Origin of the sequence: Caballeronia sp. AZ10_KS36 (assembly GCF_023631105.1) — a bacterium.
GTDB lineage: Bacteria > Pseudomonadota > Gammaproteobacteria > Burkholderiales > Burkholderiaceae > Caballeronia.
Genome location: NZ_JALQDQ010000001.1, coordinates 536303 through 563083 on the forward strand (window position 1 = coordinate 536303; position 26781 = coordinate 563083).

The following is a 26781-nucleotide window of genomic DNA, read 5'->3' on the forward strand; positions in this document are numbered from 1 at the left end:
GCAGCAACGACAAGACCTATATCTTTTGGAGAACCCCCGATGGACGCTAACCCGTTTGCAAAGATGCAGCGCCTAGGCCGCGCCCTGATGCTGCCGATTGCCGTTTTACCGGTGGCCGGCCTGCTTTTGCGTCTAGGCCAGCCCGATGTCTTCAACATCAAGATGATCGCCGACGCGGGCGACGCCATCTTCTCGAATCTGCCGCTTCTGTTTGCAATCGGCGTGGCGGTGGGCTTCGCGAAGGACAACAACGGCACGGCGGGTCTCGCCGGCGCGATCGGCTATCTGATCGAAACGGCCGTGATGAAGGACATCAACGACAAGCTCAACATGGGCGTGCTGTCGGGGATCATCGCGGGTATGCTCGCGGGGTACATGTACAACCGCTTCAAGGACATCAAGCTGCCCGAATATCTGGCGTTCTTCGGCGGCAAGCGGTTCGTGCCGATCGTGACAGGCGTCACGTGTCTGTTCATCGGCATCGTGCTGGGCTTCGTCTGGCAGCCGGTGCAGTCCGGCATCGACACGGCCGGCAACTGGCTGACGACGGCCGGCGCGCTCGGCACGTTCGTGTTCGGCGTGCTGAACCGCATTCTGCTCGCGACGGGTCTGCATCACATCATCAACTCGCTCGCGTGGTTCGTGTTCGGGTCGTTCACGCCGCCCGGCGGCGGCGCGGTGGTGCACGGCGACCTGCATCGCTTCTTCGCGGGCGACCAAACGGCGGGCGGCTTCATGACCGGCTTCTTCCCGATCATGATGTTCGGCTTGCCGGCGGCGTGTCTCGCGATGTTTCACGAAGCACCGAAGGAGCGCCGCGCGGTCGTCGGCGGCCTGCTGTTCTCGATGGCGCTGACCGCGTTCCTGACGGGCGTGACCGAGCCGATCGAATACAGCTTCATGTTCCTCGCGCCGGTGCTCTACGGCATCCACGCGGTGCTGACGGGCCTGTCGCTCGCCATTTGCTCGGCGCTCGGCATCCACCTCGGCTTCACGTTCTCGGCGGGCGCGATCGACTACGTGCTGAACTACGGCCTGTCGCAGCGCGGCTGGCTCGCGATTCCGATCGGCCTCGTGTACGGCATCGTGTATTACGGCCTGTTCCGCTTCTTCATCCGCAAGTTCAACATGGCGACGCCGGGCCGCGAGCCGGCCACGACGGACGCGCAAACCGATGCCACGCCGGTCGGCGGCTATGTGCCGGGCGACGTCGCGCCGGCCGCAGCGAGCACGCGCGCCACGAAGTACATCGCGGCGCTGGGCGGCGCATCGAACCTGACGCTCGTCGATGCCTGCACGACGCGCCTGCGTCTGTCGGTAGTGGATACGGACGCTGTGTCGGAACCGCAGTTGAAGACCATCGGCGCGCGTGGCGTGCTGAAGCGCGGCAAGACGAACGTGCAGGTCATCATCGGACCGGAAGCGGACCTGATCGCCGATGAGATTCGCGGCGAACTCGAACACTCGTCGACGCGCGGCGCGACGCCGGCTTCGTCGGCTCCCGCGCAGTCCGCAGTTTCGACGGCAGGCGTGGCCGATCAGACGGCGGGTCCGCTCGATCCGGACCCGCTGCGCTGGCTCGCGGTGTTCGGCGGCGCGACCAACGTCGTTTCGCTGGATGCCGTGGCGCAAACGCGCCTTCGCGTGGTCGTGCGCGATCCGTCGTCGGTGGATCGTCAGCGTCTGTCGCAGCTGGATGTCGCGTGGGTGTCGGCGGACACGTTCCATATTGTCGTCGGCTCGGCAGCGCAGCGGTACGCGGCGCAGATGGCCGCGCGTCTCGCGGGCAACGGTGGCGGCGCAGCGCCCATGCCGGCCTGATGCGGTAAGCGGTTAGTCGTAGAAACGGCGCCTTCGGGCGCCGTTCTTGTTTTCAAACGCACTGCGCACGCAAACAAAAACCCCGCTGTCTTTCGACAGCGGGGTTCGGACACGCTTGGCTTCCGTTCTGCCGCGGCGTTACGCGTAGTCGTGCAGCGCGGTGCGCATCTTCTTCATGGCGCTCGCCTCGATCTGGCGAATGCGCTCCGCCGACACGCCGAACTCGTCGGCCAGTTCGTGCAGCGTCTTGCCGCCCGATCCGTCGTCCTGCACGTCGAGCCAGCGCGCCTTGATGATGCGGCGGCTGCGCTCGTCGAGCGATTCCAGCGCCGTCGAAAGGCCGTCGCTTTGCAGCTTGTCGAACTGGCGCGCGGCGATCACGTTCGTCGGCTCGTTGTGCGAGTCCGCGAGATAGGCGATCGGCGCGAAGGCTTCTTCGCCGTCTTCCACCTGACCTTCCAGCGCGACGTCGCCGCCCGAAAGGCGCGTTTCCATCTCCGCGACCTCTTCGCGCTTGACGTTCAACTCGCTTGCGAGGCCGTTGATCTCGTCCGGCGTGAACGCTGCGTGGCCGGTCTTATGGCTGCGCAGGTTGAAGAACAGCTTGCGCTGCGCCTTGGTCGTCGCGACTTTCACCATGCGCCAGTTACGCAGGATGTACTCGTGGATCTCCGCCTTGATCCAGTGCATGGCGTACGACACGAGGCGCACGTTTTGCTCCGGATCGAAGCGCTTCACCGCCTTCATCAGACCGATGTTGCCTTCCTGAATCAGGTCTGCGTGCGGCAGGCCGTAGCCCAGATAGTTGCGGGCAATCGACACGACGAGACGCAGGTGCGACAGCACGAGCTGCCGCGCGGCGTTCAGGTTGCCGTGCTCGCGAAATTCGGTGGCGTACTGACGTTCCTCTGCCGGCGACAGCATCGGAATACGGTTCACTGCTTGTATGTAGGAATCGATGTTGCCGATCTGACCGGTCAGCATCGACGACTGTGCGTACGTCAGCGCGCCTGCCGAAGATGCCTTGGCAGGTGCCGAGCCTACAACATTCGGAAGGGTCATCGCATTGGTCACGCTCATAAGCTCCTTGTCAACAATTGCCTGCGGCCGCAACGGCGGCAGCAGGCCAGTCACGATATTAGCACTCCGTCCAACTGAGTGCTAAGTGTTAGAGGGAAACGACGTGTGGGAGTTCCCACAAAACTATCGACTTTGTGGGTTTGATAGGCGCCCGGCCTCAGCGATTGAGCTGAAGTTACCGAAAGCAAAGCGTTAGATCGAACTAATTACCGTGCAGGAGCGTCAGCGCAACGGATTATTCAATCAAAGCGGCAAGATACGCTGGATTGTGCAAATATGTGACAGCCGAAATACAATGCGCCGACCACCGCTCGGCGGGACGTAACACTACCCATACATGGGGCGCTCATGCAGAAAAACAAGGTTCTCTGGCGCAGGTTGTTGTCTCACGGCGCCATCGCGGTCTCGCTCGGCCTTGCATCGGCGGCAGCGCATGCCGACCGGTTCGGGCTACAGATAGCGGGCGGCGTCGCCAACCATGATTTCAAGAAAGCCGATGTCGGCATTGTCTGGGACCCGAACCTGACGTGGTGGGAAATCGGCGGTTTTCATTTCACGCTGCTCGGCGAGGGACACGTCGCGTACTGGCACACGAAGGAAAGCAACTCGGTTAATCCGAACGTCTGGGAGTTCGGCGTGACACCGGTTCTGCGTTTCGTGAAAAGCTCGGGCTACATCCGGCCGTTCGTGGAGGCGGGCATCGGCGTCCGGCTGATCTCGCACGCCCGGATCACGGAAGACTACACGCTCTCCACCGGCTTCCAGTTCGCCGATATGGTCGGCGTGGGCGCGATCTTCGGCGAGAAGCAGAACTATCAGGCCGGCTTTCGCTTCCAGCATCTCTCGAACGCGAGTATCAAAGAGCCGAATCCTGGTATAAATTTCAGCCAGCTATATCTGCAATACAACTTCTGACGGGGCGCCGGCGCATCGGTTCCCCGGCGCAAGGGGAACGGACAGATGCCGGCAAAAACCTTTGAGGCCATCCGCGGCCTGGAGCGCGACCGCTTTCGGGCGATGGTCGAGGGCGACGGCGCCGCGCTCGAAGCACTGCTGGCCGAGAACGTCAGCTATGTCCACACCAACGGCAAGCGCGAGACGAAGCGTCAGTTCATCGACGCGATCACGGCCGGGCGCCGCCGCTATCGCCAGATCGAGATCCAGACGCAGGACGTCGTCTTGGCCGGTCCCGAGACTTGCCTGGTGTCGGGCCGCGCGCTCGTCGAAATGGAAGCGAAGAACGGCGCGCTGCTTTTTCCCATCGCCTATACGGCGATTCACGTGCAAACCGGCGGCCAGTGGCAACTGCTCGCGCTTCAGGCGACGCGCGTGGCGCTGGAATAGCGCGCCGCCGGCCGCGCCCTCGGACGCCCTTAGGCTTCCACCGCCTCGTCCTCGCGCACCTTCCGCGCGATTCCCTTCGAGCGATTCACCGCGCTCACGACCGCATCGACGACCGCGAGCGCCGGATTCGCGTGCACCGCGACGCCGAAGCGCATCGGTTCGTCGGCAACGCGGCAGCCCACGAAGACGGCGGTCTCGCCGTTCGCCGTGACCGTCGATTCGAACCAGCTCACGCTCGCGCCGACGTCCAGAGTCGCGGCGACCGCCTGCGCGTAATCTTCCTCGCTTGCAGCGCTCGAAGCCGACGGCACCGCAACGTTTCGCCCGAAGACGGAAACCGCCGCCGCATCCACGCGCGATACCGGCCCGCCCGCGTCGAAATACTCGCGCCTGAAGAGCGCGCAGATGGCGTCGCCGCTGACTTCCTCGCCCGATTCGTCCGCCACCGCCTGCACCGCATGACTGAACTCGATCTGCACGCGGCGCGGCGGCGTGAAGCCGAGGCCGCGTTCAAGCAGATAGGTCGCGCCGCCTTTGCCCGACTGGCTGTTCACGCGAATCACGGCGTCGTAGCTGCGGCCGAGATCGGCCGGATCGATCGGCAAATAGGGCACTTCCCACGGCGTGCCGGGCACGCGCTGCGCAAAGCCCTTGCGGATCGCGTCCTGATGCGACCCGGAAAACGCGGTGAACACGAGGTCGCCCGCGTAAGGATGGCGCGGATGCACCGGAAGCTGATTGCAGCGTTCGACCACGCGCCGCACCGCGTCGATGTCCGAGAAGTCCAGGCCGGGATCGATGCCCTGCGTGTACAGATTGAGCGCGAGCGTGACGAGATCGACGTTGCCGGTGCGCTCGCCGTTGCCGAAGAGACAGCCTTCGACGCGATCCGCGCCCGCGAGCAGCGCAAGTTCCGCCGCCGCGACCGCCGTGCCGCGATCATTGTGCGGATGCACCGAGAGCACGATGCTGTCGCGAAAACCCATGTTGCGGTCCATCCATTCGACCTGATCGGCGAACACGTTGGGCGTGGCGCATTCGACCGTCGCCGGCAGATTGACGATCATCTTGTCGTCCGGCGTCGGACGCCAGATTTGCGCCACGGCATCGCACACTTCGCGCGCGAACGACAGCTCCGTCATGCTGAACGTCTCGGGCGAATACTGGTAGATCCAGTGCGTGCCCGGCCGCGCCGCCGCGCATTCCTTGATGATGCGCGTGCCCTCGACCGCCAGCGCCTTCACTTCTTCCTTCGACTGATTGAACACGATGCGCCGAAACGACGGCGCGATCGCGTTGTAGAGATGCACGATGACCTTGCTCGCGCCCTCGACCGCTTCGAACGTGCGCTCGATCAGTTCGCGGCGAGATTGCACGAGCACTTCGATGGTGACGTCGTCGGGAATGCGCTTTTCGTCGATCAGCTTGCGCACGAAGTCGAAATCGGTCTGCGACGCCGACGGGAATCCCACCTCGATCTCCTTGAAACCCGTTGCCACCAGCATCTCGAAGAATTCGAGCTTCGCTGCGATGCTCATCGGCTCGATCAGCGACTGGTTGCCGTCGCGCAGATCGGTGCTCATCCAGATGGGCGCTTTCTCGATCGTGCGATTCGGCCAGCGTCGGCCGTGCAGACGGACTTGCGGGAACGGGCGGTATTTCTCGGCGGGGTTCGGCATCATGATCGTCGATCTCTTTCGGGAGCGTAGCGCCTGCGAGAGCGGCCGACGCCGGCGGCTGGCCGGCTGCGGCGCGGTGCACATGAAGCACGTGAAGCAGGGCCGCGCGCACGGTCCCATTGCGCACCGGCGACGGTGACGCCTGCGACCAACGTGAACGTGCGCGAAGCAGCGTGCATGTGACCCTCGCGTTTTCGTATCGCGGGATGCGCGAACGAAAAACTGACGACTACTAGGTGGTAAGGAAGGAACTGCGGGAACGGCTGGCGGGAACGCGCGCCTGGCGACGCGCGCCGCTACGTCTGGCGACTTACGCTAGACGTAGCGATAGGGGCCGCGCTAGGCGGCCCGAAATAATTCGGAGGGAGAAGAATTGGGTGAAACGCATTGGCCTACTTTAAACCAGCGTTGAAGAAGGTGTCAAATGCGGATTTTCCGATTGCGGTGCCTATACCGGCCGGCGCACGACATCCGCGATCAGTTCCACCTGACGCGCGATGGCGGGCGGCACGGGCACGTCGCCCCGCATCACGTCTTCGATCCAGCGCGCCGTAGTCGCGGCATCGAGCGATTCGGGCAGTTCGACGGCGGGCGCGTCCGCCTGCGAACGTTCGGGCGCGACGAGCGTCTCGGCGTGGCCGTCGTGGAACCAGTCGATCTGCACCTGGCGGCGGGTGTCCGCGACCGCCTCGCCTTCGGTGCCGCGCGCAAGCAGCGCGCCGCCTTGCGCGGCATCGGGATGCTCGGTGAAAAGCGCGGTCAGGCTGTCGCGATATTCCGGGTGCGTGTAGTTGACGAGCCGCAGGCCCGGCTCGGCGAACGGCTGCAAAATCTTGACGAGCGTGTGCGTCGAATTGCGCACGCCCATCACGCGCCGAAGATCCAGCAGCCGCGCGAGCTTCGGCGCGAGCGCCGTCACGGGCGCGAACGCGAGGCGGCGGGAGGCGAGGCTGTCCTCGATTTCGTCGGGCGACGCGGCGTGCGGAATGCCCACTTCGGCGAAGATCGCGGCGCTCGTCACGCGGCCCGGATCGTCCACGACGCCATGCACCAGCACCGGCACGCCTTCGCGCGCGAGCAGGAGCGCGAGCAGCGGCGTCAGGTTCGGCTGCTTGCGCGCGCCGTTGTAGCTCGGGATCGACACGGGCCGCGCGTGCTCGCGGCCTTCCTGCACATGCAGCGGCTCGAACGAATGATGCGCCGCCGCCAGCATCGCGGCGAGTTCGGCGGCCGTCTCGCCCTTCACGCGATACGCGAGCAGCACGGCGCCCAGTTCGATGTCGGAGACGCGGCCGTCGAGCATCGCTTCGTAGAGCGAATAGGTGTCGTCACGCGAAAGTGCGCGCGCGCCGTTCGGGCCGCGCCCGATTTCCTTGATATAGCGCGCGCAGGGGAAAGAAGGAGGTGGAATGTCGGTCATCGGAAGCGTGCGCAAAGCGGGCGTTCAATTACATGGTCCTGAGCGGCGCCGTCGCGAGTGGAAGATGCGGTATGACACTCAGTATCGCATTTAAGCGCTGCTTGCAAGTTCCGGGACAGGCATCGAGTGTGATTGCGCGGCGACCCGAAGGATGACAGCAGGCCGTCCGAAAGCTCGCGCGCCCGCGCCGGACAAGGCTCGCCACGATTCGCGCCGGCACGTTACACTCGCTTTTTGCGACTCCGGCGGCGAGCGTCAGATGCGCCGGCGATCGAATAACATCAAACAGGAGAGCGGGATGACTTATGTGTTTCCCCCGGCGCCGGCGACCGCCGTTCCGGTCGCGGGTTCGAACGAGCAGTTTCCCGTGCGCCGCATCTACTGCGTCGGGCGCAACTACGAAGCGCACGCGCGGGAAATGGGCCACGATCCCGACCGCGAACCGCCGTTCTTCTTCAGCAAGCCCGCCGACGCCGTGCTGTACGTCGCGCCGGGTTCCACCGGCGAGTTGCCGTATCCGTCGCAGACCAAGAACCTGCACTTCGAGATGGAACTCGTCGCGGCAATCGGCAAGCAGGGCAAGGACATTCCCGCCGACAAGGGCCTCGACTACGTGTACGGCTACGCGCTCGGCCTCGACATGACGCGCCGCGACCTGCAAGCCGAAGCGAAGAAGCTCGGCCGCCCGTGGGATACGGCGAAAGGCTTCGACCACTCCGCGCCGCTCGGCCCGATTCATCCGGTGTCGAAGGTCGGGCATCTGGAGAAGAGCGCGATCTGGCTCACGGTCAACGGTGAGGAAAAGCAGCGTTCGGACATCTCGCAGCTGATCTGGTCGGTCGGCGAGACGGTGGCCTATCTGTCGACGCTCTTCGAACTGTTCCCCGGCGATCTCATCTTCACCGGCACGCCCGAAGGCGTCGGCGCGGTCGTGAAGGGAGATCTGCTGAAGGGCGGCGTGGACGGCATCGGCGACTTCTCCGTGCGCGTGGTCTGAGGCGGCGCGCGGACAATGAAGCTCTACAGCTATTTCCGAAGCTCGGCGGCGTATCGCGTGCGCATCGCGCTGAATCTGAAGGGTCTCGACTACGAGTACGAGGGCGTTCATCTGCTGCGCGACGGCGGCCTGCAACTCAAGCCCGAATATCGCGCGCTGAATCCGGACGGCATCGTGCCGACGCTCGTCGTCGACGGCGACGTGCTCACGCAGTCGCTCGCCATCGTCGAATATCTCGACGAGACGCATCCCGAGCCGCCGCTGTTGCCGCGTGGCGCGTCGGACCGCGCGTTCGTCCGCTCGGTGGCGTTGCAGGTGGCCTGCGAAATTCATCCGCTCGATAACCTGCGCGTGCTGAAGTACCTGAAGCATCAGGTGAAGGTGCCGGACGAGGCGAAGGACGCGTGGTACCGGCATTGGGTGGAAACGGGCTTCGAATCGCTCGAAAAGCGCCTCGCGGCCGATCCGCGCGTCGGCAAGCTGACGTTCGGCGACACGCCGACCATCGCCGATCTGTGCATCGTGCCGCAGGTGTTCAACGCGCGGCGCTTCGGTATCGACCTCGCGCCTTACCCGACCATCGAGCGCATTGCCGATTTCGCCAACCAGATCGACGGCTTCATGCGCGCCGCCCCCGCGCAGCAGCCGGACGCCGAATGACGGCGGCGGTCTCTGCGGGAGCCCTGTCGAGTTACTTGTCGGGTGCGGGATTGGGAGCGAGCCTGATCGTGGCGATCGGCGCGCAGAATGCGTTCGTGCTGCGGCAGGGGCTCAAGCGGCGGCACGTGGGCATCGTCGTGTCGATCTGCGCGTTCATCGACGTCATGTTGATCGCGCTCGGCGTCGGCGGCATGGGCGCGCTGATCGCGCGGGCGCCGTTTCTGCTCGACGTGATTCGCTGGGCGGGCGCGGTCTTCCTGTTCCTCTACGGCTTGCGCGCGTTCGTCGCGGCGTGGCGCGGTCCGGGGCATCTGAACGCATCGGACGGCGATTCGCAGACGGCGGTCGCGGCGGCGTCGACCGTGGTCGCGCTCTCGCTTTTGAATCCGCACGTTTATCTCGATACGGTCGTGCTGCTCGGCGGCATCGGCGCGCGGCATGCGTGGCCGGGCAATGCGTGGTTCGCGGCCGGGGCGATGTGTTCGTCCGTCATCTGGTTCACGGCGCTCGGCTATGGGGCGCGTCTTTTGGAGCCGTGGTTCCAAAAGGACGTGTCGTGGCGCGTGCTCGACGTGATCGTCGGCTGCGTCATGTGGTGGATCGGGGCGGCGCTGGTGTTTTCGCGCTGAAGCGACGAAAAAAAGGGCGTCTCGCGGACGCCCTTTTTTCGCAGATCAACCGAGCAACGCGTCGGCGAACTCTTCCGCCTTGAACGGCTGCAAGTCCTCGACCTTCTCGCCGACGCCGATGAAGTACACCGGAATCGGCCGCTGCCGCGCGATGGCGGCGAGAATGCCGCCCTTCGCCGTGCCGTCGAGCTTGGTCACGATGAGGCCGGTCAAGCCGAGCGCATCGTCGAACGCCTTCACTTGCGCCAGCGCGTTTTGCCCCGTGTTCGCGTCGATGACGAGCAGCACTTCGTGAGGCGCATCCGGCATGGCCTTCGCAATCACGCGGCGCACCTTGCGCAACTCTTCCATCAGATGCAGTTGCGTCGGCAGGCGGCCGGCGGTGTCGGCCATCATCACGTCGATCTTGCGGGCGCGCGCCGCGCCCACGGCGTCGAAAATCACGGCGGCCGCGTCGCCGCTTTCCTGCGCGATCACCGTCACGTTGTTGCGCTCGCCCCAGACGGTGAGCTGTTCGCGGGCGGCGGCGCGGAAGGTGTCGCCGGCGGCGAGCAGCACCGACTGATTGAAGCTCTGCAAGTGTTTCGCCAGCTTGCCGATGCTCGTCGTCTTGCCGACGCCGTTCACGCCCGCGATCATCATCACGAGCGGCTGCGCGCGGCCGAGCATCAGCGACTTTTCGAGCGGACGCAGCAAATCGACGATCAGTTCGCGCAACGCCGCCTTCACCTGCGTGGCTTCGGTCAGCCGCTCGGCGCGCACCTTCTCGCGCAGCGATTCGAGCAGGAATTCGGTGGCATCGACGCCCGCGTCCGACATCAAGAGCGCGGTTTCGAGTTCCTCGTACAGGTCTTCGTCGATCTTTGCGCCGACGAAGATTCCGGTCAGGCTCGAACTCGTCTTCGAGAGGCCGTTTCTCAGGCGCGACAGCCACGACTTCTTCGCGGCGGCGTCGGGCTCGGGCGGCGGCAGCACTTCTTCGCTCGCCTCGTCGGTCTCCGGCGCGCGCAGCCATTGGGACTGCGTGCGGCCCTGCCAATACGGTGCGGGTTGATCGCTCGCGGCCGCTTGAGCGGGCTGAGCGGGCGGTTCAGGCTCGACTTCGGCAGGCGGCGCTTCAGAAGGGATGGCGGCGTCGACGGCGGGCTCGCGTTCCAGTTCCGCCTCGATCACGGGAGCGGACGCTTCTTCGTCCTCGAGGGCGTCGGGCGTGTTCTCGGCGGAAGGGTCGAGCGGCGCGTCAGCCGGCTTTTTGAATCGTTTGAAAAAGCTGAACATGATCTCGGACGATGATGCGCGCGTCAATCGACGGCCCGGCGCGCTCGGGGAACAACGCCGCGCAATGGCCCGCGCAAGAAGAGGTAAGCCGCGTATTTTATCAGGCGCCGTCTATCGCGCTTGTGCGCCAGCCGCCTGTGGTAACGTTGGCTTTCACCATGCGCGCCGTGCATTCGGCGCTCGCGCCCGATTCCAACGCTTTCCTCTATGTCCCGTTCTTCCGCATCACGTCCGACCGCTTCCGCAGCCTCTCACCGCGCGCCTTCGCGCGGCGGCAAGCCGCACACCATCCGCATCATCGGCGGCAACTGGAAGCGCACGCCGTTGCCCGTGCTCGACCTCGATGGCCTGCGTCCCACGCCCGACCGCGTACGCGAGACGCTCTTCAACTGGCTCGGTCAGGATCTCGACGGGCAGCGATGTCTCGATCTCTTCGCCGGCAGCGGGGCGCTCGGATTCGAGGCGGCGTCGCGCGGCGCATCGCGCGTGCTGATGGTCGAGCGCAACGCGCGCGCCGCCGCGCAGCTTCGCGCGAATCTGGACCGGCTCGCCGCCCGCAACATCGAAGTGGCCGAAGCCGATGCGCTGCGACTCGCCGCCGGGCTCGCGCCCGGATCGTTCGACGTGATCTTTCTCGATCCCCCTTTCGGCGATCAAGCGTTGCTCACGCGCGCGCTGGAAGTCGCCGCGCCGCTCGCAGCGTCCGATGGCGCGATCTACGTCGAATGCGGCGAGCCGCTGGACCCCGACGCCATCGACGCGTTGTCCGGCTGGGCCGTGGCCCGCGAGGCCAAGGCGGGCGCGGTTCGGTATCATTTGCTGCGCCGCCGAAATGAGGAATAATGCGCCTGCCGCGTCCGGGCGGAGCCGTACCGGAACGCGCACCGCGGGAATGACGGTCGCCGGAGCGCGGCCCAAGGTCAATAAAAGAGGAGAAGCTCATGGTTGTCGCCGTGTACCCGGGAACATTCGACCCGCTGACGCGCGGGCATGAAGACATCGTGCGGCGCGCATCGAGCATTTTCGATACGCTGGTCGTGGGCGTGGCCGACAGCCGCGCGAAGAAGCCGTTCTTCACGCTGCAGGAGCGGCTCGATATCGCGCATGACGTGCTCGGGCATTATCCGAACGTGCAAGTGAGCAGCTTCACCGGGCTACTGAAGGACTTCGTGCGCAAGAACAACGCGCGCGTGATCGTGCGCGGCCTGCGCGCCGTCTCGGACTTCGAATACGAGTTCCAGATGGCCGGCATGAACCGCTATCTGCTGCCCGACGTCGAAACCATGTTCATGACGCCGTCGGACCAGTATCAATTCATCTCGGGCACCATCGTGCGCGAGATCGCGCAACTCGGCGGCGACGTCAGCAAGTTCGTGTTCCCTTCCGTCGAGAAGCGGCTGACCGACAAGGTCGCGGCTCCTCAGAAGGATCCCGCCGCGCCGTAAGCATGGGCCCGACGCTTAGTCGGGCGCGCCGTGCTTGTTTGCCGCTTTGACGAACGCCTCGGCGAGCTTGTCGAAGTGACGTAGCGCGCCGGGCGTCAGCTCGATCTGCTTGCGGCGCGCGTCTTCCGTATCGGTGAGGACGATCCAGCCCTTCTCGCGCATGGACGTGATGCGCGCGTGCAGCGTCGCGGGCGATCCGAACTGGCTCTGCGCCATCATGTCCCGCACGGACAGACGCGCTTTCTGCTGGCTCATGCGCGCGACGAATTCGAGGATGCGCTCCTCCAGCGGATCGAGCGCGGGCAGGCCGCGCAACGCTTCGGCGAGCTGAAGACATCGGAGATAGATATCGGCAGGGCCGGTCATGCCTGTGCTTCATCCAGTGTGACGGCTCGATCCGCATCAACCGTGTGAGCTAAGATGAGCCGATAACAACGGGTGGCGGCCAATCTACTCCCATGTCCAATCTGCGCTTGCACGTCGTCTCCGTGGTTGGCACAGCGGCCGTGTTCGTGCTGTCTTTGTGGCTCAACGAGCGCGTATTCACGCACACCGAGTTCGTCCGGGGCGTCAACTGGATCTATCTGCCGTCGGGCGTGAGGCTGTTCAGCACGCTTCTTTTGGGCGGCGACGGCGCGCTCGGCTTGCTGATCGCGAGCTGGCTCGTCGATTTCTTCTACTTCTTTCCGCACGACCCGGTGCGAGCGTTCGCCGGGGGCATCATCGCGACCGTCGCGCCATATGCGGTGTATCGGCTGGCGCGCGAGCGGTACGGGCTCAAGGCGTCATTGGCGAATCTCACCGCGAACCGCCTGTTGATTCTCGCGCTCGCTTATTCGATTGCGAATCCGCTTTTGCATCACATCTGGTTTGCGCTGCGCGGGGACACGCAGAATATCGTCGAGCGGTTCTTCGTGATGGTCGCGGGAGATCTGGCCGGCGCGTTGATCGTGCTGTACGCCGCAAAGGCGCTGTTGGCCATCGTGTTCAGACACGGTCTGCCTCGCGGAGAACGGCTCGAAGACTAGCGCCGACGCGCCGCTATGCGCGGTGATGCATGAAAGCGTTCGGATAGAGCAGCGACAGCATGATGACCACGACGCAAAACGTCCAGAACACGACGTACAGCGTGCAGCCGAGGGCGGTGAGCGTGCGCTTGCGGTTCGACAACGTGATCACGGTGAACCATGCCACTCCGGGTCGACGGCACGTTGCGCATCCGACGAGACCGAGAAGCGCAAGCATAAGTCGCTCTTACAGTGATGAGTACCGGCAAAACGAAGCTGGAAATCGATATCAAATTTATAACGATCCGGCCGCGCGACGGGCGCTCTTAATTCACTGCTGCTTGACGGCGAGAGCCCGCCAAAGCTGAGGGTCGGCGCGCTGTTCGCAGCCGAGCACACCGGCGAGCCACGCGCCAGCGCGCTATAATCGCTTGTTTTTTAACGCAAAGCTGGCTGCGACATGTCTCTGATCATCACCGACGAGTGCATCAACTGCGACGTCTGCGAGCCCGAGTGCCCCAACGACGCCATTTCGATGGGTACGGACATCTACGTGATCGATCCGAACAAATGCACGGAATGCGTCGGCCACTTCGATGAACCGCAGTGCCAGCAAGTCTGCCCCGTCGAGTGCATTCCGCGCGATCCGGCGCACGTCGAAACGCCGGAGCAGCTGCTGACGAAGTACCACGCGTTGATGGCGGCGAAGGGCCGATAACGCTCAACCGCCGATCAGTTCTTCGAGCGCAGCCGTTAGCGCATCGCATTCGGCATCCGTGCCGATGGAAATACGCAAATGCTGGTCGATGCGCGGCAGCTTGAAGTGCCGCACGAAAATTTCGCGTTGCCGGAGCGCGGCGGCGAGGGCGGCGGCATCGTGAGCGGGATGCCTCGCGAACACGAAGTTGGCCGCCGAAGGCACCACGTCGAATCCCAGGCTTTGCAAGCGCGCGTTCAGCCTTTCGCGGCTCGCCACGACCTTCCTGCAGCTGTCCTCGAACCACGCGCGATCTTCGTACGACGCGAGCGCCGCCGCTTGCGCGAGCCGATCGAGCGGATACGAATTGAAGCTGTCCTTCACGCGCGTCAGTCCTTCGATCAGCGCCGCATCGCCGAACGCGAAGCCCACGCGCATGCCCGCGAGCGAGCGCGCCTTCGATGTCGTCTGCACGACGAGCAGATTCGGATACGTGTCGATCAGGGTCACGGCGGATTGCGCGCCGAAATCGACATACGCCTCGTCGATGATCACCGGCACGTCCGGATTCGCCTTCAACAACGCCTCGATGTCCCCGAGCGGCAGCGCGCGGCCGGTCGGCGCGTTCGGGTTCGGCAGCAGCACGCCGCCGTTCGGCGCGCGGTACGCGTCGATATCGACGGCGAAAGCAGCATCGAGCGGAATCGTCTCGTACGCCACGCCGTATAGCTGCGCGTAGACCGGATAGAAGCTGTACGTAATATCGGGAAAGCGGATCGGCAGATCGCGCTTGAGCAGCGCCTGAAATGCATGCGCGAGGACTTCATCCGAACCGTTGCCAGCGAAAACCTGCTCGACGCGCAGGCCGTGGTGCGCGGCCACCGCCTCGCGCAGCGCGCGCGCCGTCGGATCGGGATACTTGCGCAGCGACGCGCCGTCTTCGCTCAGTTCGCGGCGGATCGCCTCGACCACGCGCGGCGACGGCGGATACGGATTTTCGTTCGTGTTCAGCTTGATCGGATGCGTCAGCGCGGGCTGCTCGCCCGGCACATACGGCGTCAGACGATGAACGATATCGCTCCAGAAACGGCTCACGTTGGGCTCCAAATTCGTGGTCAGGAAGTGCGGTGCAGGTTCATCATCGCGCGCTCGGTCTCGCCCGCGACGACGAAAGGCATGACGGCGAGCGCGCGCTCGATGGACTGGTCGATGACGTCCTGCTCCTCGCGTCGCGGCGGCTTCAGCACGAAATTCGCGACGTCCGGCTTCGCGCCCGCCCGCGCGCCTTCCGGAATCAGATCGCGCGGATGCCCGATGCCGATGCGCAAGCGCCAGTATTGCTGCGACGACAGATGCGCCGAGATGTCCTTCAGCCCGTTGTGGCCGCCGCTGCCGCCGCCGAGCTTCATCTTGACGGTGCCGGGGGGAAGGTCGAGTTCGTCGTGCGCGACGAGAATCTCGTCGGGCAAAATCTTGAAGAATTGCGCGACCGCGACGACCGACTGGCCCGAGCGGTTCATGAACGTCTGCGGTTCCAGCAGGTGAATCTCATGGCCGTGCAGACAGCCCTTGCCGTAGTGCCCGTGAAAGCGCCGTTCGTCGCGCAGCGTCGCGCCGGCATCGCGCGCCAGTTGATCGACGAACCAGAAACCCGCGTTATGGCGCGTCGCCGTGTATTCGGCGCCCGGATTGCCGAGGCCAACGATCAGCTTGATCATGTCGAATCGTCGCGAGCCGCAGCCCGCGTGTTGTCATGCGAAAAAAAACCCGCCGGGGCTTGCACACCGGCGGGTCACGTCGACCGTTCCGTGAACGGATCGAGAGGATACTACAGCGCCGTCAGGCACCTTGCGAAGCTTAGGCAGCCGGCGTTTCGCCTTCCGCTGCGTCGCCTGCCGCATCCGACTGCTTCGCAGCCGGCACGGTCGCCGATGCCACCACCGGGTTTTCCGCCTCGACGTGCGCAGTCAGCGCGACGCCCTTCGGCAGCGTGATGTCCTTCGCGTGCATCGTCTGGCCGGCTTCGATCTTCGCCAGATCGATTTCGAGGAATTCCGGCAGGTCGCCCGGCAGGCATTCCACTTCCAGTTCGGTGACAACGTGCGAGATCACGGCGCCCGCCAGCTTCACGGCCGGATTCGTTTCCTGATTCATGAAGTGCAGCGGCACCTTGGTGTGCAGCTTCTTCGTCGCATCGACGCGCTGGAAATCCACGTGCAGCACCAGTTGCTTGAACGGGTGATATTGCACGTCGCGCAGCAGCACTTGCTGCGAGTTGCCACCGACTTCCAGGTCGAGAATCGACGAATGGAACACTTCCTTCTTCAGGGCGTGCCACAGGGCGTTGTGGTCGAGCTCGACCAGTTGAACGTCCGCGTTACCGCCATACACGATACCCGGGGTCTTGCCCGAGTTACGCAGGCGGCGGCTCGCACCCGTACCTTGCTTGCTACGCTCGAAAGCGACGACTTTCATCTTTGACTCCTATAGCTGCCCGCGACCAGGCAGGGAAACCGGGATCATCGGAAATGGACGATCCCATAACAAACGGCGCGAACCTTCGTACGTTCGCGCCGATCATGCAAGAACGCGAAGCCCGAGCCTCGCGTGTATTGCCAATGCTTTAGCCTTCGGCGAAGAGCGACATCACCGAGTCGCCGCGCCGGATGCGGGAGAACGTCTCCGCGAGCAGGCCTGCGCTCGTCAGCGGACGAATCTTCGGGCATGCCAGCGATTCCGCCGACAGCGGAATGGTGTCCGTGACGACGAGTTCGTCCAGTTGCGACGCCGTGAGGCGCTCCGCGGCGCCACCCGACAGGACCGGATGCGTGGCGTAGGCGAAAACCTGCTTCGCGCCGCGATCCTTCAACACTTGCGCGGCCTTGCAGAGCGTGCCGGCGGTATCGACCATGTCGTCCATGATGACGCACGTGCGGCCTTCGACTTCACCGATGATGTTCATCACCTCGGCGACGTTCGCCTTCGGACGGCGCTTGTCGATAATCGCCAGATCCGTGTTCATCTGCTTGGCGAGCGCGCGGGCGCGCACGACGCCGCCGACGTCCGGCGACACGATCAGCAGATGATCATGGTTCTGCTTGCGCAGATCGCCGAGCAGGACGGGCGTGGCGTAGATGTTGTCGACGGGAATGTCGAAGAAACCTTGGATCTGGTCGGCGTGAAGGTCCATGGTGATCACGCGATCGACGCCGGCAATTTCCAGCATGTTCGCGACGACCTTCGCCGAGATAGCCACGCGCGCGGAACGCGGACGGCGGTCCTGGCGCGCATAGCCGAAATAGGGGATGGCTGCGGTGATCCGGCCTGCGGATGCGCGCTTGAGCGCATCGACCATGATCATGAGTTCCATCAGGTTATCGTTCGTCGGTGCGCAGGTGGACTGAAGAACGAATACGTCTTTGCCTCGAACGTTTTCCTGGATCTCGACCATGATCTCGCCGTCGGAGAAACGGCTGACCATCGCTTTGCCGAGAGGGATTCCTAGGATCTTGACGACTTCCTGAGCAAGCGCGGGATTTGCGTTGCCAGTAAAAACCATCAGGCCGTCACTGCTCATCGTGCACCTGTCTGCGGCTGGAGGCGTGAGGAAAACGCGAGAAAGAATGGCAGGGGAGGAAGGACTCGAACCCTCGCATGCCGGAATCAAAATCCGGTGCCTTGACCAACTTGGCGACTCCCCTACACTTAACCTTGAATCTTGCCGGGAAGTGTAGGACATACCCGACAAAACTAAATCTATGACGCGAAAGCGAAGAGAGGATGAGAATCCAGACTGCTTGTCACCACGCTGCTCCAGCTTGCCGGCAGCTTGGCTTGCGCCAACTCCGCTTCGGCCTGGCTGGGGAAAGCGGCGAACACGCTTGCTCCAGATCCGGTCATTCGCGCCGGTGCGAGATTGGAAAACCACTCGAGCACCTTTGCAACTTCCGCGTACTTTTCTGCAACTACAGCCTGCATGTCGTTCCGACCGAAGCTGTCTGGCCAGTTAGTGTCTGACCTTTGCTGTGCAAGAAAGTCCATGATTGTGGCGACTTTCGTATTCCGTGTCAAGCTTTTTTCGGAGAAAATCGCCGCGGTCGGAACGTGCATAGCGGGCGTGACTACCAGGAAGAAGCGTTTCGGCAGTTTAACCGCCTGCAGCGCCTCGCCCACACCCTCTGCGAATGCATTTTGCCCGAAGACAAAAAACGGCACGTCCGCGCCGAGTTGCAGGGCGAGATTCTGCAGAGTTTCACGCGAAAGGTCAACTCCCCATAGACGATTCAACGCCAAAAGAGTCGTCGCCGCGTCGGAACTTCCTCCGCCGAGCCCCGCGCCCATGGGCAGACGCTTGTCGATCTTGATCTCGACGCCATAGCCGCTGCCCGTGTGCTTCTGGAGCAATCGGGCGGCCCGCACGACGAGGTCGTCGTCCTCGGCGACACCGGGCACCTCGGTCTTGCGCGTCACGACGCCGTCTTCGCGGCGCGTGAAGTGAAGGACATCGCCCCAGTCGAGCAGCTGAAAGACGGTTTGCAACTCGTGATAGCCATCCGGGCGACGGCCCGTGATGTGCAAGAACAGATTCAGCTTCGCGGGCGCGAGGCAATCGGGCATCGAATCATTGGAAGAAGACATGCGGCAGGCAAGAAGGCGTTACTGGTCGATGACGAGCTTGATGTCGAGCGGCGGCTCGTTGCGCGTGAGATTGATGCGCTTCACGCCGGCGGCAGGCGGCTCCGCATAGGCGAGGTAATCGATCGTCCAGCCGTCCTGCTTGATTTCCTTGGGACGGCCGGTGTTCGATTCGGGGTCGGGCGTCGTCTGTGCGCGCGATGTCGGCGCCGGCGACGGTTGCAGCCAGTAGCGCAAGCCTTCGACGGGCAGCGCGAAGCCGAGCGCGTTTCGCATCAGATCCGAGACGTTGTCCGCGTTGAGCGGCTGGCGGTTCGGCAATTCGAGCGTCGCGAGCGAAGGCGAAGACGTGACGATCGCCATGGTCTGCCCGAGCGGATTGCGTAACTGAAGCGTGACCGTATCGCCCGTTTCCTGCCAGTCGAAGTTGCCGTAGGCGTTACGCGCGACGCCGTTCTGATCGTCGTATTGCACGGCGAAGCGCCCGTGGTACATGCGGCTCGTCTGCGTCGCGAGCGATGTCGAGCCTTCCGACGTGGTCGGCAGGCGCGGTTGAAGCGCACAGCCGGACAAGACCAGCGCGGCAGCCGCCGCAAATCCGAGCGCGCAACGCCGCGCCCCGCGACGCTTCGCGCCGGCGAAGAAGTCGAATGCCATTAGAGATCGTTCACCTGAAGTCGTTTCAGCGTTTTGACGAGCGTATCGTTGCCCGGTTCGAGCTTCTGAGCCTGCCGCCACGTAGCGCGCGCCTGGTCCTGCTGGCCGGACTTCCACTGCACTTCGCCGAGATGCGCGCCGATCTCCGCGTTCGGCTGAAGGTCATAAGCATTCTTAAGGATCTTCTCGGCTTCGGCTGCGTTTCCTTGGCGGAAGCGCGCCCAGCCGAGACTGTCCATGATGAACGCGTCGTTCGGCGCGAGCGATACCGCCTTCTCGATCAGATGCACCGCTTCGTCGAGCCGCTGATTCCGGTCGACGAGCGAATACCCGAGCGCGTTATACGCCTGCGGATTGTTCGGCTGCGTGCGCATCAGCGTGCGCAATTGCGTTTCCATCACGTCGTAGTGGCCGTTCTTTTCGGCCGCCATCGCGTAGTCGTACACGAGGTCGGGATCGTCCGGAAACGCGGCGACCGCCTTCGCCAGATTCTCCTCCGCTTCTTTATAGCGATGCGCTTCGAAGAGAATCGCGGAGTCGGTGCGCGCGAGAAGCGCGAGATCGCGCGGATCCGAGCTTTGCAGACTGTTGATGAGCGCGCGCGCATCGTCCACCTTGCCCTGCTTCGCAAGCAATTGCGCCCGCGTGATCTGCGCGGGCAAATACTGCTGGCTCGTGCGCGGAATCTTGTCGAGCCATTGCGCGGCGGCGGCTTCATCTTTCTGTTCGAGCGCGAGCTGCGCGAGATAGATGTACGCCTGACCAGGGTCCGCGCCCGGCGTGCTTTCGGCCGCCTTCGCGTACTGGTTCAGATAGTCCTTCGCCTTGTCGAACTGCTTCTTCTGGATGTCGATGAGCGCGAGCGCCATCAACGGCGTCAGGTCCTTCGAATCGTTCTTGCGCATGATTTCGAACTGCTTCTGCGCGTCGTCGAGCCGGTCGGACGACAGATACAGTTGCGCGAGCGCGAGCCGCGCATCATGCGACTTCGGGTTCTTCGCCAGATACTGCTCGAACGAAGCGATGCCTTCCGCGCGTTCCTGCGGCCCCATGCGCGCGAGCGTCAACGCAGCGGGCAGATAGTCGGGCCGCAATTGCAGCGCCTTTTCGAGCGATGCCTTCGCGCCCGGTTGATCGTCCGCCAGCAATTGCTGACGCGCGATCGCGAGTTGCGCTTCCGGGCGATCGCGGTCGTTCGCGGTGAGATCCTTGAGCACGTTGAGGCCGCCCACCCGATTCGGGCCGCGCGCCAGCAGCGCTTGCAACGACAGAAGCGCCTCGCCGCGCTGCTCGGGCGACACCTTCGCGAGTTCGCGCTCGAGCGTGGGCTTCGCGTCGTCGGGCTTGCCGGCGACGATCAGAAGCGATGCGCTCAACTGCGCCGCGCGCTCCGAATGCGGCGCGAACTGCTGCCAGAGTTGCGCGGACGTGAGCGCGTCGTTCGGGCTTTGCGCGGCAATCGCGATTTCGGTCGCGCGCTGAGCGAAGCGCGGATCGTGCGTGTCGCGGGCGAGCGAGAGGTAAGTCTGGAAAGCGGGCGCGGGCTGTCCGCGCTGCAACGCGACTTCGGCGGCCAGCACCTGAAACACGATCTGGCTCGATACGGCCACGTTCGGCAGGTCTTGCTGCTCCGCGCCGCTGACGGGCGCGGTCAGCGCGTCGGCGGCCGTTTGCGCAGCGGAATCGTCGTCGCCTGGAACGGGCGTCGCGTTGGGCGACTGCGCATGCGCGGGCGCAAACGCGAGTGCGGCGAGTGCCAGCGCCACCGCGCCGGCGGCGCGGGACATTGGCATCGCGAACGATTGCGTCAAGCCGGCCTGACGCTTCGCAAACAGCTTCATGACGAACGAGTTCATGGAAATCCAGACGATGTTTCGGTCGATTGTAACGCGGTCGCTAAAATACCGGCACACTCGCCCCAGCAAGTCTCTCTCCAGAAAATGCCCGAACTTCCGGAAGTCGAAGTCACCCGCCGGGGAATCGAACCCTACGTCGCGGGAAGGCGCGTCGAGCATGTCGACGTTCGCACGCCCGCGCTGCGCTGGCCCATCCCGAAGCATCTCGCGAAGACGCTCGGGCACCTGAAAATCGAGAAGGTCGAGCGGCGCGGCAAGTATTTGTTGTTCGAGACGGCCGAAGGCTGGCTCATCGTTCATCTCGGGATGACCGGCACGCTGCGCGTGCTGCGCAACGTGCCGCGGCCGCCGGACGCGGCGAAGCACGATCACGTCGATCTGGTCTTCGACGAATTCATTCTGCGTTTTCGCGATCCACGCCGCTTCGGCGCGATTCTCTGGCATCCGCGCGAAGACGGCGACGTGCTCGCGCATCCGCTGCTCGCGAGTCTCGGCGTCGAGCCGTTCTCGCCGGAGTTCTCGGGCGCGCTGCTGTTTCGCGAGACGCGCGGGCGCAAGGTCTCGGTGAAGCAGGCGCTGCTCGCGGGCGGCATCGTCGTGGGCGTGGGGAATATTTATGCGTCGGAGAGCCTCTTTCGCGCGGGCATCCGGCCGACGACCGCCGCTGGCCGCATCTCGCTCGTGCGCTACGATCTGCTCGCGGATGCGGTGCGCGTGACGCTCGCCGCGGCCATCGACAAAGGCGGCAGCACGCTGCGCGATTTCGTCGGCAGCAATGGCGAATCGGGATACTTTCAGCTCGACTACTTCGTCTATGATCGCGCGGGTCTGCCGTGCCACGTCTGCGGCACGGCCATCCGCCAAATCGTCCAGGGACAGCGTTCGACTTACTTTTGTCCGCGCTGCCAACGCTAATTCCGATGCTCGCACTCACCGATTTCTCCGCGCGCCTGATCGCGTGGCAACGCATTCACGGCCGTCACGATCTGCCGTGGCAAAACACGCGGGACGCCTATCGCATCTGGCTCTCGGAGATCATGCTGCAGCAGACGCAGGTATCGACGGTCATTCCGTACTACGCGCGCTTTCTCGAACGCTTCCCGAGCGTGACCGCGCTCGCGGATGCGCCGATCGACGACGTCATGGCGCTGTGGGCCGGCCTCGGCTACTACTCGCGCGCGCGCAATCTGCATCGCTGCGCGCAGGTCGTCGCGCACGAACATGGCGGCGAGTTTCCACAGACTGTCGATGAACTCGCGGAGTTGCCGGGCATCGGGCGTTCGACGGCGGCGGCCATCGCGTCGTTCGCGTTCGGCGCGCGCGCGACGATTCTCGATGGCAACGTGAAGCGCGTGCTGGCCCGCGTCTTCGGCGTGGAAGGCTTTCCGGGCGAGAAGCGCGTCGAGAACGCGATGTGGACGCTGGCTGAATCGCTCTTGCCCGACGCCGCAGACAAGCACGAAGTCACCGCCTACACGCAGGGCCTGATGGACCTCGGCGCGACGCTTTGCGTGCGCGGCAAGCCGGACTGCGCGCGGTGTCCGTTCGCATCGGATTGCGTCGCGAATGTCGAAGGGCGGCAGCGCGAACTGCCTGCGGCGCGCCCGAAAAAGACGGTTCCGACGCGCAAGACGTGGATGCTGGTGCTGAAGGACGGCGATTCGATCCTGCTGGAAAAGCGCCCGCCGACGGGCATCTGGGGCGGATTGTGGAGCCTGCCCGAAGCGCCCGATGAGGCGGCGCTCGCCGCAGTCGCGCAAGACAACGGCTGCGAGGCGGACTTGCAGCGCCTGGCGCCTTTCTCGCACACGTTTACGCACTTCAAGCTCGACATCGAGCCGCGCCTCGGCGAAATGCGCGGCGCGACGCCGGAAGCAAAGGACGCGCGCACCGTATGGGCGCCGCTGTCTAGCATCGATTCGTTCGGCGTGCCCGCGCCCGTGCGCAAGCTGCTCGACGCGCTGACCGGCACGCTGCTCTAAAGCAGTTGATGGTGCTGCATGTAGTGATGCACGACGTCGATGCGCGCGCCCGCGTCCAGCAACTCCATCAGCTTCTGGCGGGAGCGCATGGGAATCGGCAGGATTTCGGAGAGCCGGTTGGAGACCCACGTGGGATCGTCCAGCAGAAACGGCTCAATGAACGGCAGGTTCTCCGGCTCGCGCGTCTTGATGGCCTCGATGATCCGTTCGAGCACTTCCGCGCATGCGCCGAACTTGGCGAGCGCCTCCGCGCCTTGCAGCGGCCGGTCGTCGCCGTATAGCTCGGCGGTGCCGACGAGCAGATTGCTCGCCTCCACGCGATGCGAAAGCAGCCGGAACCGCTCCGTGCCGCGCGCCTGCACGAGCAGCAGGCCGAAGGTATCCACATCGCATTCGATGATTTCCGCGAGGCAGCCCACGGTCTCGGGCACCGACGGCTCACCCGGCGACGCGATCTCGTGACCGCTCTTCAGAAGACACACGCCGAACGGCGTCTTCTCCCGCAGGCAGCCGCGCGCCATGTCGAGATAGCGCGCCTCGAAAATCTTGAGCGGCAAAAGCCCGCCGGGGAAGAGCACCGTGTGCAGCGGAAACAGCGGCACGTCGAAGAGAACGGGATTCGCGGGATTCGAGGACATCGCACCCCTCCAGGGTGGACCGCCTGCGCGGCGATCAGGTTCGCGTGGTGCTCGCGCTCTCATCCACGGGAATGGGCGCGTCACGATGCCGCACGATCACGGTTGCAGCGTCGCGAAAGCGCGCGGCGAGCGCCTCCGCGATATACACCGAGCGATGCTGCCCGCCCGTGCAGCCGATTGCGACCGTGAGATAACTGCGGTTGTCGTCGCGAAAACGCGGCAGCCATTTGCCGACGAAGCCGTCGATATCGTCGATCATCTCGCCGACCATCGGCTGGGCCGAGAGATAGTCGATGATCGGCTGGTCGCAGCCGGTGAACGGACGCAACTCGCGGTCGTAGTACGGGTTCGGCAGCGTGCGCACGTCGAAGACGAGGTCGGCGTCGAGCGGCACGCCGCGCTTGAATCCGAACGATTCGAACATCAGCGTGAGATCGGCGGCGTCGGTTTCGACGAAGCGCCGCACCCACGCGCGCAGCACGTTTGCGCGCAGGTTGCTCGTGTCGATCTGATGCCCGTATTCCGCGAGTCCCGCGACGAGTTCGCGCTCCCGCTCGATGGCTTCGCCAAGCGAATTCAGCACGCCCACGCTCGCGTCGTGCCCCGGCGGACCGGACAGCGGATGACGGCGGCGCGTCTCCGAGAAGCGTTGAATGAGCGCCTGCGTGCTGGCGTTGAGGAACAGCACGCGCAGGTCGTAGGCTTTCGTGAGGTTGTCGATGATGGACGGAACTTCGTCGAGCGACAGGCTCGAACGCGCGTCGATCGCGACGGCGAGACGCTGCTGCCCCTCGCTCGCGAGATACGCGGCGAGTTCGGGCAGAAAGCGCGGAGGCAGGTTGTCGACGCAGTAGTAGCCGCCGTCTTCGAGCGCATTGAGCGCGACGGACTTGCCGGAGCCGGAAATGCCGGTAATCAGGATGATACGCATGGAAGTGTGCTCGTTCGCTTCATCTTAGCACCTGCGTATCGTACGGACTTCGTGCGGATTCCGTGAAGACGCGCGGGCTTCAGATGAGTTTGCCGGGAAACTGGCTGTCCGGGTCCTGCATGGCAAGCCGCTGACGGTCCATGAAATCGCGCAACGTGTCGATGCCGCGCAATTGCAGAATCGTGTTGCGCACTGCCGCTTCCACCAGTACAGCAAGGTTGCGGCCTGCGGCGACCTGAATCGTCACTTTGCTGATGGGCAGGCCGAGCACGTCGACGGTCTGGCTTTCGAGCGGCAGGCGCTGGAATTCGCCGTCCGGGCGGCGCACGAGCTGCACGATCAGCTTGAGCTTCATCTTCCGGCGCACCGCGGTCTCGCCGAAGATGGTCTTGATATCGAGCAGACCGAGGCCGCGCACTTCCAGCAGGTTTTGCAGAAGCGGCGGGCAGCGTCCTTCGACGAAATCCGGACCGAGACGCACGAAATCGACGGCGTCGTCGGCAACGAGTCCGTGGCCGCGGCTGATGAGTTCGAGGCCGAGTTCGCTTTTGCCGAGGCCCGAATCGCCCGTCAGCAGCACGCCCATGCCGAGAATGTCGATGAACACGCCGTGCAGCGTGGCGCGCGGCGCGAGAATACGCGACATATACGCGCGCAGACTGTCGATGACGGCCGCCGCCGACATGCGCGTGGTGAAAAGCGGCGTCGACGAGCGCGTGCAGCGAAGCACGAGTTCGGGCGGCGCGCCCACTTCGCCCGCGACCACGAGAAACGGCGGCTCCAGCGCGATCAGCTCGGCCATGTGGCGCGAGCGGTCTTCGTCGGATTGGCGCTGGTAGTAGTTGATCTCGGCGTCGCCCAGCACCTGAATGCGGTTCGGGTGAATGAGGTTCAGGTGGCCGACGAGGTCGGCGCTCGACGTTGCGTTCGCCACCGTTTCGCTCGAAAACCCGCGTTCCCAGCCCTCGTGCCCGGTGAGCCAGCTGAGTTTCAGAGCGGCGGCGTTGTCGTCGAAAATACTTTGGGCGTTGATGCTGGACGTATCCATGAGGCCGGAACTCCGTTGGAAGCCGGGAGCAGCCTTCGCGTGACGAAGCCTGAGCTTCGGTTCGCCGCATGGCGCTGCGTGTGACCGATTGTGCCGCAGAAGCACCGCGCACGCGAGAAGCGTCAAAAGCGCGCGAGCGGCGCGGCGCGCTCGTCACGCCTTTCAGAAGCGGTGGCCCGCGTCTAACAAGCGATTACGGTTGCCATTGCGTGAGCACCTGATACAGCGCCTCACGGTTCTCTTCCTTGTGCAGACGCTCGCGCGCTTCGCTGTCGGAGAGCAACTGCGCGATCTCCGACAAAATTTCGAGGTGCTGCTGCGTAGCCTGTTCGGGCACGAGCAGGAAGATGAGGAGCGACACCGGCTGACCGTCGGGCGATTCGAACGCGACAGGCTCGGCCAGGCGCACGAAGGCAGCGAGCGGCTGCTTCAGCCCCTTGATGCGGCCATGCGGAATGGCGACGCCTTCGCCGAGCCCGGTCGAACCCAGGCGCTCGCGGGCGAAGAGGTTGTCGGTGACGATGCTGCGGGCGATGCCGTTCTGGTTCTCGAAAATCAGGCCCGCTTGCTCGAATACACGCTTCTTGCTGGTGACGGACAGTCCGAGAACCACGTTCTCGATGGGAAGAAATTTGGCTAAACGATTCATGTTGGCAGGCTGATGCGTGGCCTGATAGCTCCTCATCGTGGCTGCTGTCTGAAAGCGCTCACGGCGATGGTGATACGCAAGATGCGCTTGCGGCGTTCCCTGCGGCGTTCCCGTACTGCGGACCCCGATCATAACCGGCTCATTATAGAACAGGGGACAGCGCAATGGTGCAGCGCGCCATTGCAGTCGCCGCACTCGAATGTGCAGTACAAAGCCCGGAAAATCAATGCTTTGTGCCACGCCGTCATGCACTATGCAACAAAAACGCCGCCAATGGGCGGCGTTTGTCCGAAGCGGGCGTTTCTCTGGCGCTTTTCGATTCGAGGAA

The 26781-nt window shown here is 64.2% G+C and carries 29 protein-coding genes and 1 tRNA gene; 12 read left to right on the forward strand and 18 right to left on the reverse strand.

Features of this window, described 5'->3' with window-relative positions:
* The first annotated feature begins 39 nt into the window (after positions 1–39).
* Entirely contained in the window at positions 40–1821 is a 1782-nt protein-coding gene (nagE, locus tag NCR35_RS02560) for an N-acetylglucosamine-specific PTS transporter subunit IIBC (protein ID WP_250532896.1), read from the forward strand.
* Between the two features lie 138 nt (positions 1822–1959).
* Here the strand turns inward: nagE and rpoH are convergent, their stop codons facing one another.
* Entirely contained in the window at positions 1960–2895 is a 936-nt protein-coding gene (rpoH, locus tag NCR35_RS02565) for an RNA polymerase sigma factor RpoH (protein ID WP_244848814.1), read from the reverse strand.
* Positions 2896–3249: 354 nt separating this feature from the next.
* Here rpoH and NCR35_RS02570 point away from each other — a divergent pair, with 354 nt between their 5' ends.
* Positions 3250–3816: an acyloxyacyl hydrolase gene (locus NCR35_RS02570; protein ID WP_250532897.1), complete on the forward strand. Its 567-nt coding sequence runs from the start codon at positions 3250–3252 to the stop codon at positions 3814–3816.
* 45 nt (positions 3817–3861) lie between these two features.
* Positions 3862–4245, forward strand: coding sequence for a nuclear transport factor 2 family protein (locus NCR35_RS02575; protein ID WP_244847782.1), 384 nt, complete (start codon positions 3862–3864; stop codon positions 4243–4245).
* 29 nt (positions 4246–4274) lie between these two features.
* Here NCR35_RS02575 and leuA read toward each other — a convergent pair whose 3' ends face one another.
* Positions 4275–5927 carry a 2-isopropylmalate synthase gene (leuA, locus tag NCR35_RS02580; protein ID WP_250532898.1) on the reverse strand — a complete coding sequence of 551 codons (1653 nt, stop codon included), beginning with the start codon at positions 5925–5927 and terminating at the stop codon, positions 4275–4277.
* Positions 5928–6372: 445 nt separating this feature from the next.
* Entirely contained in the window at positions 6373–7344 is a 972-nt protein-coding gene (gene ybiB, locus NCR35_RS02585) for a DNA-binding protein YbiB (RefSeq protein WP_250532899.1), read from the reverse strand.
* Between the two features lie 298 nt (positions 7345–7642).
* On the opposite strand from ybiB, the gene NCR35_RS02590 reads away from it, so the two are divergent.
* Genes NCR35_RS02590 through NCR35_RS02600 form a run of 3 tightly spaced genes read left to right on the forward strand, consistent with a single transcriptional unit; the run spans position 7643 to position 9630 of the window.
* On the forward strand, positions 7643–8341 hold the full coding sequence (locus NCR35_RS02590) for a fumarylacetoacetate hydrolase family protein (protein WP_175939290.1): 699 nt from the start codon (positions 7643–7645) through the stop codon (positions 8339–8341).
* Positions 8342–8356: 15 nt separating this feature from the next.
* Positions 8357–9001: a maleylacetoacetate isomerase gene (gene maiA / locus NCR35_RS02595; protein WP_250532900.1), complete on the forward strand. Its 645-nt coding sequence runs from the start codon at positions 8357–8359 to the stop codon at positions 8999–9001.
* A complete protein-coding gene (locus tag NCR35_RS02600; protein WP_250532901.1) occupies positions 8998–9630 on the forward strand; it encodes a LysE/ArgO family amino acid transporter in 633 nt (210 codons plus the stop codon). The genes maiA and NCR35_RS02600 overlap by 4 nt, the downstream gene beginning before the upstream one ends.
* A 45-nt stretch (positions 9631–9675) precedes the next feature.
* Here the strand turns inward: NCR35_RS02600 and ftsY are convergent, their stop codons facing one another.
* Complete coding sequence (gene ftsY / locus NCR35_RS02605; RefSeq protein ID WP_250532902.1) at positions 9676–10908, reverse strand: signal recognition particle-docking protein FtsY; 1233 nt, start codon at positions 10906–10908, stop codon at positions 9676–9678.
* A gap of 207 nt (positions 10909–11115) precedes the next feature.
* Here ftsY and rsmD point away from each other — a divergent pair, with 207 nt between their 5' ends.
* Positions 11116–11751, forward strand: coding sequence for a 16S rRNA (guanine(966)-N(2))-methyltransferase RsmD (rsmD, locus tag NCR35_RS02610; RefSeq protein ID WP_250532903.1), 636 nt, complete (start codon positions 11116–11118; stop codon positions 11749–11751).
* A gap of 98 nt (positions 11752–11849) precedes the next feature.
* Entirely contained in the window at positions 11850–12353 is a 504-nt protein-coding gene (gene coaD, locus NCR35_RS02615) for a pantetheine-phosphate adenylyltransferase (protein ID WP_250532907.1), read from the forward strand.
* Between the two features lie 15 nt (positions 12354–12368).
* On the opposite strand, the gene NCR35_RS02620 is transcribed toward coaD, so the two are convergent.
* On the reverse strand, positions 12369–12719 hold the full coding sequence (locus tag NCR35_RS02620; RefSeq protein WP_250532908.1) for a winged helix-turn-helix domain-containing protein: 351 nt from the start codon (positions 12717–12719) through the stop codon (positions 12369–12371).
* Positions 12720–12811: 92 nt separating this feature from the next.
* On the opposite strand from NCR35_RS02620, the gene NCR35_RS02625 reads away from it, so the two are divergent.
* On the forward strand, positions 12812–13381 hold the full coding sequence (locus tag NCR35_RS02625) for a hypothetical protein (protein WP_244847792.1): 570 nt from the start codon (positions 12812–12814) through the stop codon (positions 13379–13381).
* 13 nt (positions 13382–13394) lie between these two features.
* Here NCR35_RS02625 and NCR35_RS02630 read toward each other — a convergent pair whose 3' ends face one another.
* Complete coding sequence (locus NCR35_RS02630; protein WP_250532909.1) at positions 13395–13547, reverse strand: hypothetical protein; 153 nt, start codon at positions 13545–13547, stop codon at positions 13395–13397.
* A gap of 273 nt (positions 13548–13820) precedes the next feature.
* Between NCR35_RS02630 and NCR35_RS02635 the strand changes: the two genes are divergently transcribed.
* Positions 13821–14078, forward strand: a complete 258-nt coding sequence (locus NCR35_RS02635) for a YfhL family 4Fe-4S dicluster ferredoxin (protein WP_159835144.1) — start codon at positions 13821–13823, stop codon at positions 14076–14078.
* A gap of 3 nt (positions 14079–14081) precedes the next feature.
* Here NCR35_RS02635 and hisC read toward each other — a convergent pair whose 3' ends face one another.
* The 8 genes from hisC to NCR35_RS02675 form a co-directional block, all read right to left on the reverse strand.
* Positions 14082–15152 carry a histidinol-phosphate transaminase gene (gene hisC / locus NCR35_RS02640; protein WP_250532910.1) on the reverse strand — a complete coding sequence of 357 codons (1071 nt, stop codon included), beginning with the start codon at positions 15150–15152 and terminating at the stop codon, positions 14082–14084.
* Between the two features lie 20 nt (positions 15153–15172).
* The gene (pth, locus tag NCR35_RS02645; RefSeq protein ID WP_250532914.1) at positions 15173–15775 is read right to left on the reverse strand and encodes an aminoacyl-tRNA hydrolase; all 603 of its coding nucleotides are present in this window, start codon (positions 15773–15775) and stop codon (positions 15173–15175) included.
* Positions 15776–15914: 139 nt separating this feature from the next.
* Positions 15915–16532, reverse strand: a complete 618-nt coding sequence (locus NCR35_RS02650; RefSeq protein ID WP_250532915.1) for a 50S ribosomal protein L25/general stress protein Ctc — start codon at positions 16530–16532, stop codon at positions 15915–15917.
* A 148-nt stretch (positions 16533–16680) separates the two neighbouring features.
* A complete protein-coding gene (locus NCR35_RS02655) occupies positions 16681–17634 on the reverse strand; it encodes a ribose-phosphate pyrophosphokinase (protein ID WP_244847798.1) in 954 nt (317 codons plus the stop codon).
* A 47-nt stretch (positions 17635–17681) separates the two neighbouring features.
* Positions 17682–17758, reverse strand: a tRNA-Gln gene (locus tag NCR35_RS02660).
* Between the two features lie 55 nt (positions 17759–17813).
* Positions 17814–18695, reverse strand: a complete 882-nt coding sequence (gene ispE / locus NCR35_RS02665; protein WP_250532921.1) for a 4-(cytidine 5'-diphospho)-2-C-methyl-D-erythritol kinase — start codon at positions 18693–18695, stop codon at positions 17814–17816.
* Positions 18696–18713: 18 nt separating this feature from the next.
* Positions 18714–19349, reverse strand: a complete 636-nt coding sequence (gene lolB / locus NCR35_RS02670; RefSeq protein ID WP_250532929.1) for a lipoprotein insertase outer membrane protein LolB — start codon at positions 19347–19349, stop codon at positions 18714–18716.
* A complete protein-coding gene (locus tag NCR35_RS02675; RefSeq protein ID WP_250532930.1) occupies positions 19349–21205 on the reverse strand; it encodes a tetratricopeptide repeat protein in 1857 nt (618 codons plus the stop codon). Before NCR35_RS02675 ends, lolB begins: the two co-directional genes overlap by 1 nt.
* An 84-nt stretch (positions 21206–21289) precedes the next feature.
* On the opposite strand from NCR35_RS02675, the gene mutM reads away from it, so the two are divergent.
* The gene (mutM, locus tag NCR35_RS02680) at positions 21290–22120 is read left to right on the forward strand and encodes a bifunctional DNA-formamidopyrimidine glycosylase/DNA-(apurinic or apyrimidinic site) lyase (RefSeq protein WP_175939319.1); all 831 of its coding nucleotides are present in this window, start codon (positions 21290–21292) and stop codon (positions 22118–22120) included.
* Positions 22121–22125: 5 nt separating this feature from the next.
* On the forward strand, positions 22126–23187 hold the full coding sequence (mutY, locus tag NCR35_RS02685) for an A/G-specific adenine glycosylase (RefSeq protein ID WP_250532934.1): 1062 nt from the start codon (positions 22126–22128) through the stop codon (positions 23185–23187).
* Here the strand turns inward: mutY and NCR35_RS02690 are convergent.
* The 4 genes from NCR35_RS02690 to ptsN form a co-directional block, all read right to left on the reverse strand.
* Entirely contained in the window at positions 23184–23825 is a 642-nt protein-coding gene (locus NCR35_RS02690) for an LON peptidase substrate-binding domain-containing protein (RefSeq protein ID WP_250532935.1), read from the reverse strand. The genes mutY and NCR35_RS02690 overlap by 4 nt on opposite strands.
* Positions 23826–23859: 34 nt before the next feature.
* Positions 23860–24756, reverse strand: coding sequence for an RNase adapter RapZ (rapZ, locus tag NCR35_RS02695; protein WP_250532936.1), 897 nt, complete (start codon positions 24754–24756; stop codon positions 23860–23862).
* A 79-nt stretch (positions 24757–24835) separates the two neighbouring features.
* Positions 24836–25804 (reverse strand): HPr(Ser) kinase/phosphatase, encoded by a 969-nt coding sequence (gene hprK, locus NCR35_RS02700; protein WP_008351692.1) that lies wholly within the window; start codon positions 25802–25804, stop codon positions 24836–24838.
* 193 nt (positions 25805–25997) lie between these two features.
* Positions 25998–26489, reverse strand: coding sequence for a PTS IIA-like nitrogen regulatory protein PtsN (gene ptsN / locus NCR35_RS02705; RefSeq protein WP_350029039.1), 492 nt, complete (start codon positions 26487–26489; stop codon positions 25998–26000).
* Between the last annotated feature and the right edge of the window lie 292 nt (positions 26490–26781).

Bases quoted from the DNA above. Each gene is read 5' to 3' on its own strand.
- nagE (WP_250532896.1), top strand. From the start codon at position 40: ATGGACGCTAACCCGTTTGCAAAGATGCAGCGCCTAGGCCGCGCCCTG.
- NCR35_RS02570 (WP_250532897.1), top strand. From the start codon at position 3,250: ATGCAGAAAAACAAGGTTCTCTGGCGCAGGTTGTTGTCTCACGGCGCC.
- NCR35_RS02575 (WP_244847782.1), top strand. From the start codon at position 3,862: ATGCCGGCAAAAACCTTTGAGGCCATCCGCGGCCTGGAGCGCGACCGC.
- leuA (WP_250532898.1), bottom strand. From the start codon at position 5,927: ATGATGCCGAACCCCGCCGAGAAATACCGCCCGTTCCCGCAAGTCCGT.
- ybiB (WP_250532899.1), bottom strand. From the start codon at position 7,344: ATGACCGACATTCCACCTCCTTCTTTCCCCTGCGCGCGCTATATCAAG.
- NCR35_RS02590 (WP_175939290.1), top strand. From the start codon at position 7,643: ATGACTTATGTGTTTCCCCCGGCGCCGGCGACCGCCGTTCCGGTCGCG.
- maiA (WP_250532900.1), top strand. From the start codon at position 8,357: ATGAAGCTCTACAGCTATTTCCGAAGCTCGGCGGCGTATCGCGTGCGC.
- NCR35_RS02600 (WP_250532901.1), top strand. From the start codon at position 8,998: ATGACGGCGGCGGTCTCTGCGGGAGCCCTGTCGAGTTACTTGTCGGGT.
- ftsY (WP_250532902.1), bottom strand. From the start codon at position 10,908: ATGTTCAGCTTTTTCAAACGATTCAAAAAGCCGGCTGACGCGCCGCTC.
- rsmD (WP_250532903.1), top strand. From the start codon at position 11,116: ATGTCCCGTTCTTCCGCATCACGTCCGACCGCTTCCGCAGCCTCTCAC.
- coaD (WP_250532907.1), top strand. From the start codon at position 11,850: ATGGTTGTCGCCGTGTACCCGGGAACATTCGACCCGCTGACGCGCGGG.
- NCR35_RS02620 (WP_250532908.1), bottom strand. From the start codon at position 12,719: ATGACCGGCCCTGCCGATATCTATCTCCGATGTCTTCAGCTCGCCGAA.
- NCR35_RS02625 (WP_244847792.1), top strand. From the start codon at position 12,812: ATGTCCAATCTGCGCTTGCACGTCGTCTCCGTGGTTGGCACAGCGGCC.
- NCR35_RS02635 (WP_159835144.1), top strand. From the start codon at position 13,821: ATGTCTCTGATCATCACCGACGAGTGCATCAACTGCGACGTCTGCGAG.
- pth (WP_250532914.1), bottom strand. From the start codon at position 15,775: ATGATCAAGCTGATCGTTGGCCTCGGCAATCCGGGCGCCGAATACACG.
- NCR35_RS02650 (WP_250532915.1), bottom strand. From the start codon at position 16,532: ATGAAAGTCGTCGCTTTCGAGCGTAGCAAGCAAGGTACGGGTGCGAGC.
- NCR35_RS02655 (WP_244847798.1), bottom strand. From the start codon at position 17,634: ATGAGCAGTGACGGCCTGATGGTTTTTACTGGCAACGCAAATCCCGCG.
- ispE (WP_250532921.1), bottom strand. From the start codon at position 18,695: ATGTCTTCTTCCAATGATTCGATGCCCGATTGCCTCGCGCCCGCGAAG.
- lolB (WP_250532929.1), bottom strand. From the start codon at position 19,349: ATGGCATTCGACTTCTTCGCCGGCGCGAAGCGTCGCGGGGCGCGGCGT.
- NCR35_RS02675 (WP_250532930.1), bottom strand. From the start codon at position 21,205: ATGAACTCGTTCGTCATGAAGCTGTTTGCGAAGCGTCAGGCCGGCTTG.
- mutM (WP_175939319.1), top strand. From the start codon at position 21,290: ATGCCCGAACTTCCGGAAGTCGAAGTCACCCGCCGGGGAATCGAACCC.
- mutY (WP_250532934.1), top strand. From the start codon at position 22,126: ATGCTCGCACTCACCGATTTCTCCGCGCGCCTGATCGCGTGGCAACGC.
- NCR35_RS02690 (WP_250532935.1), bottom strand. From the start codon at position 23,825: ATGTCCTCGAATCCCGCGAATCCCGTTCTCTTCGACGTGCCGCTGTTT.
- rapZ (WP_250532936.1), bottom strand. From the start codon at position 24,756: ATGCGTATCATCCTGATTACCGGCATTTCCGGCTCCGGCAAGTCCGTC.
- hprK (WP_008351692.1), bottom strand. From the start codon at position 25,804: ATGGATACGTCCAGCATCAACGCCCAAAGTATTTTCGACGACAACGCC.
- ptsN (WP_350029039.1), bottom strand. From the start codon at position 26,489: ATGAGGAGCTATCAGGCCACGCATCAGCCTGCCAACATGAATCGTTTA.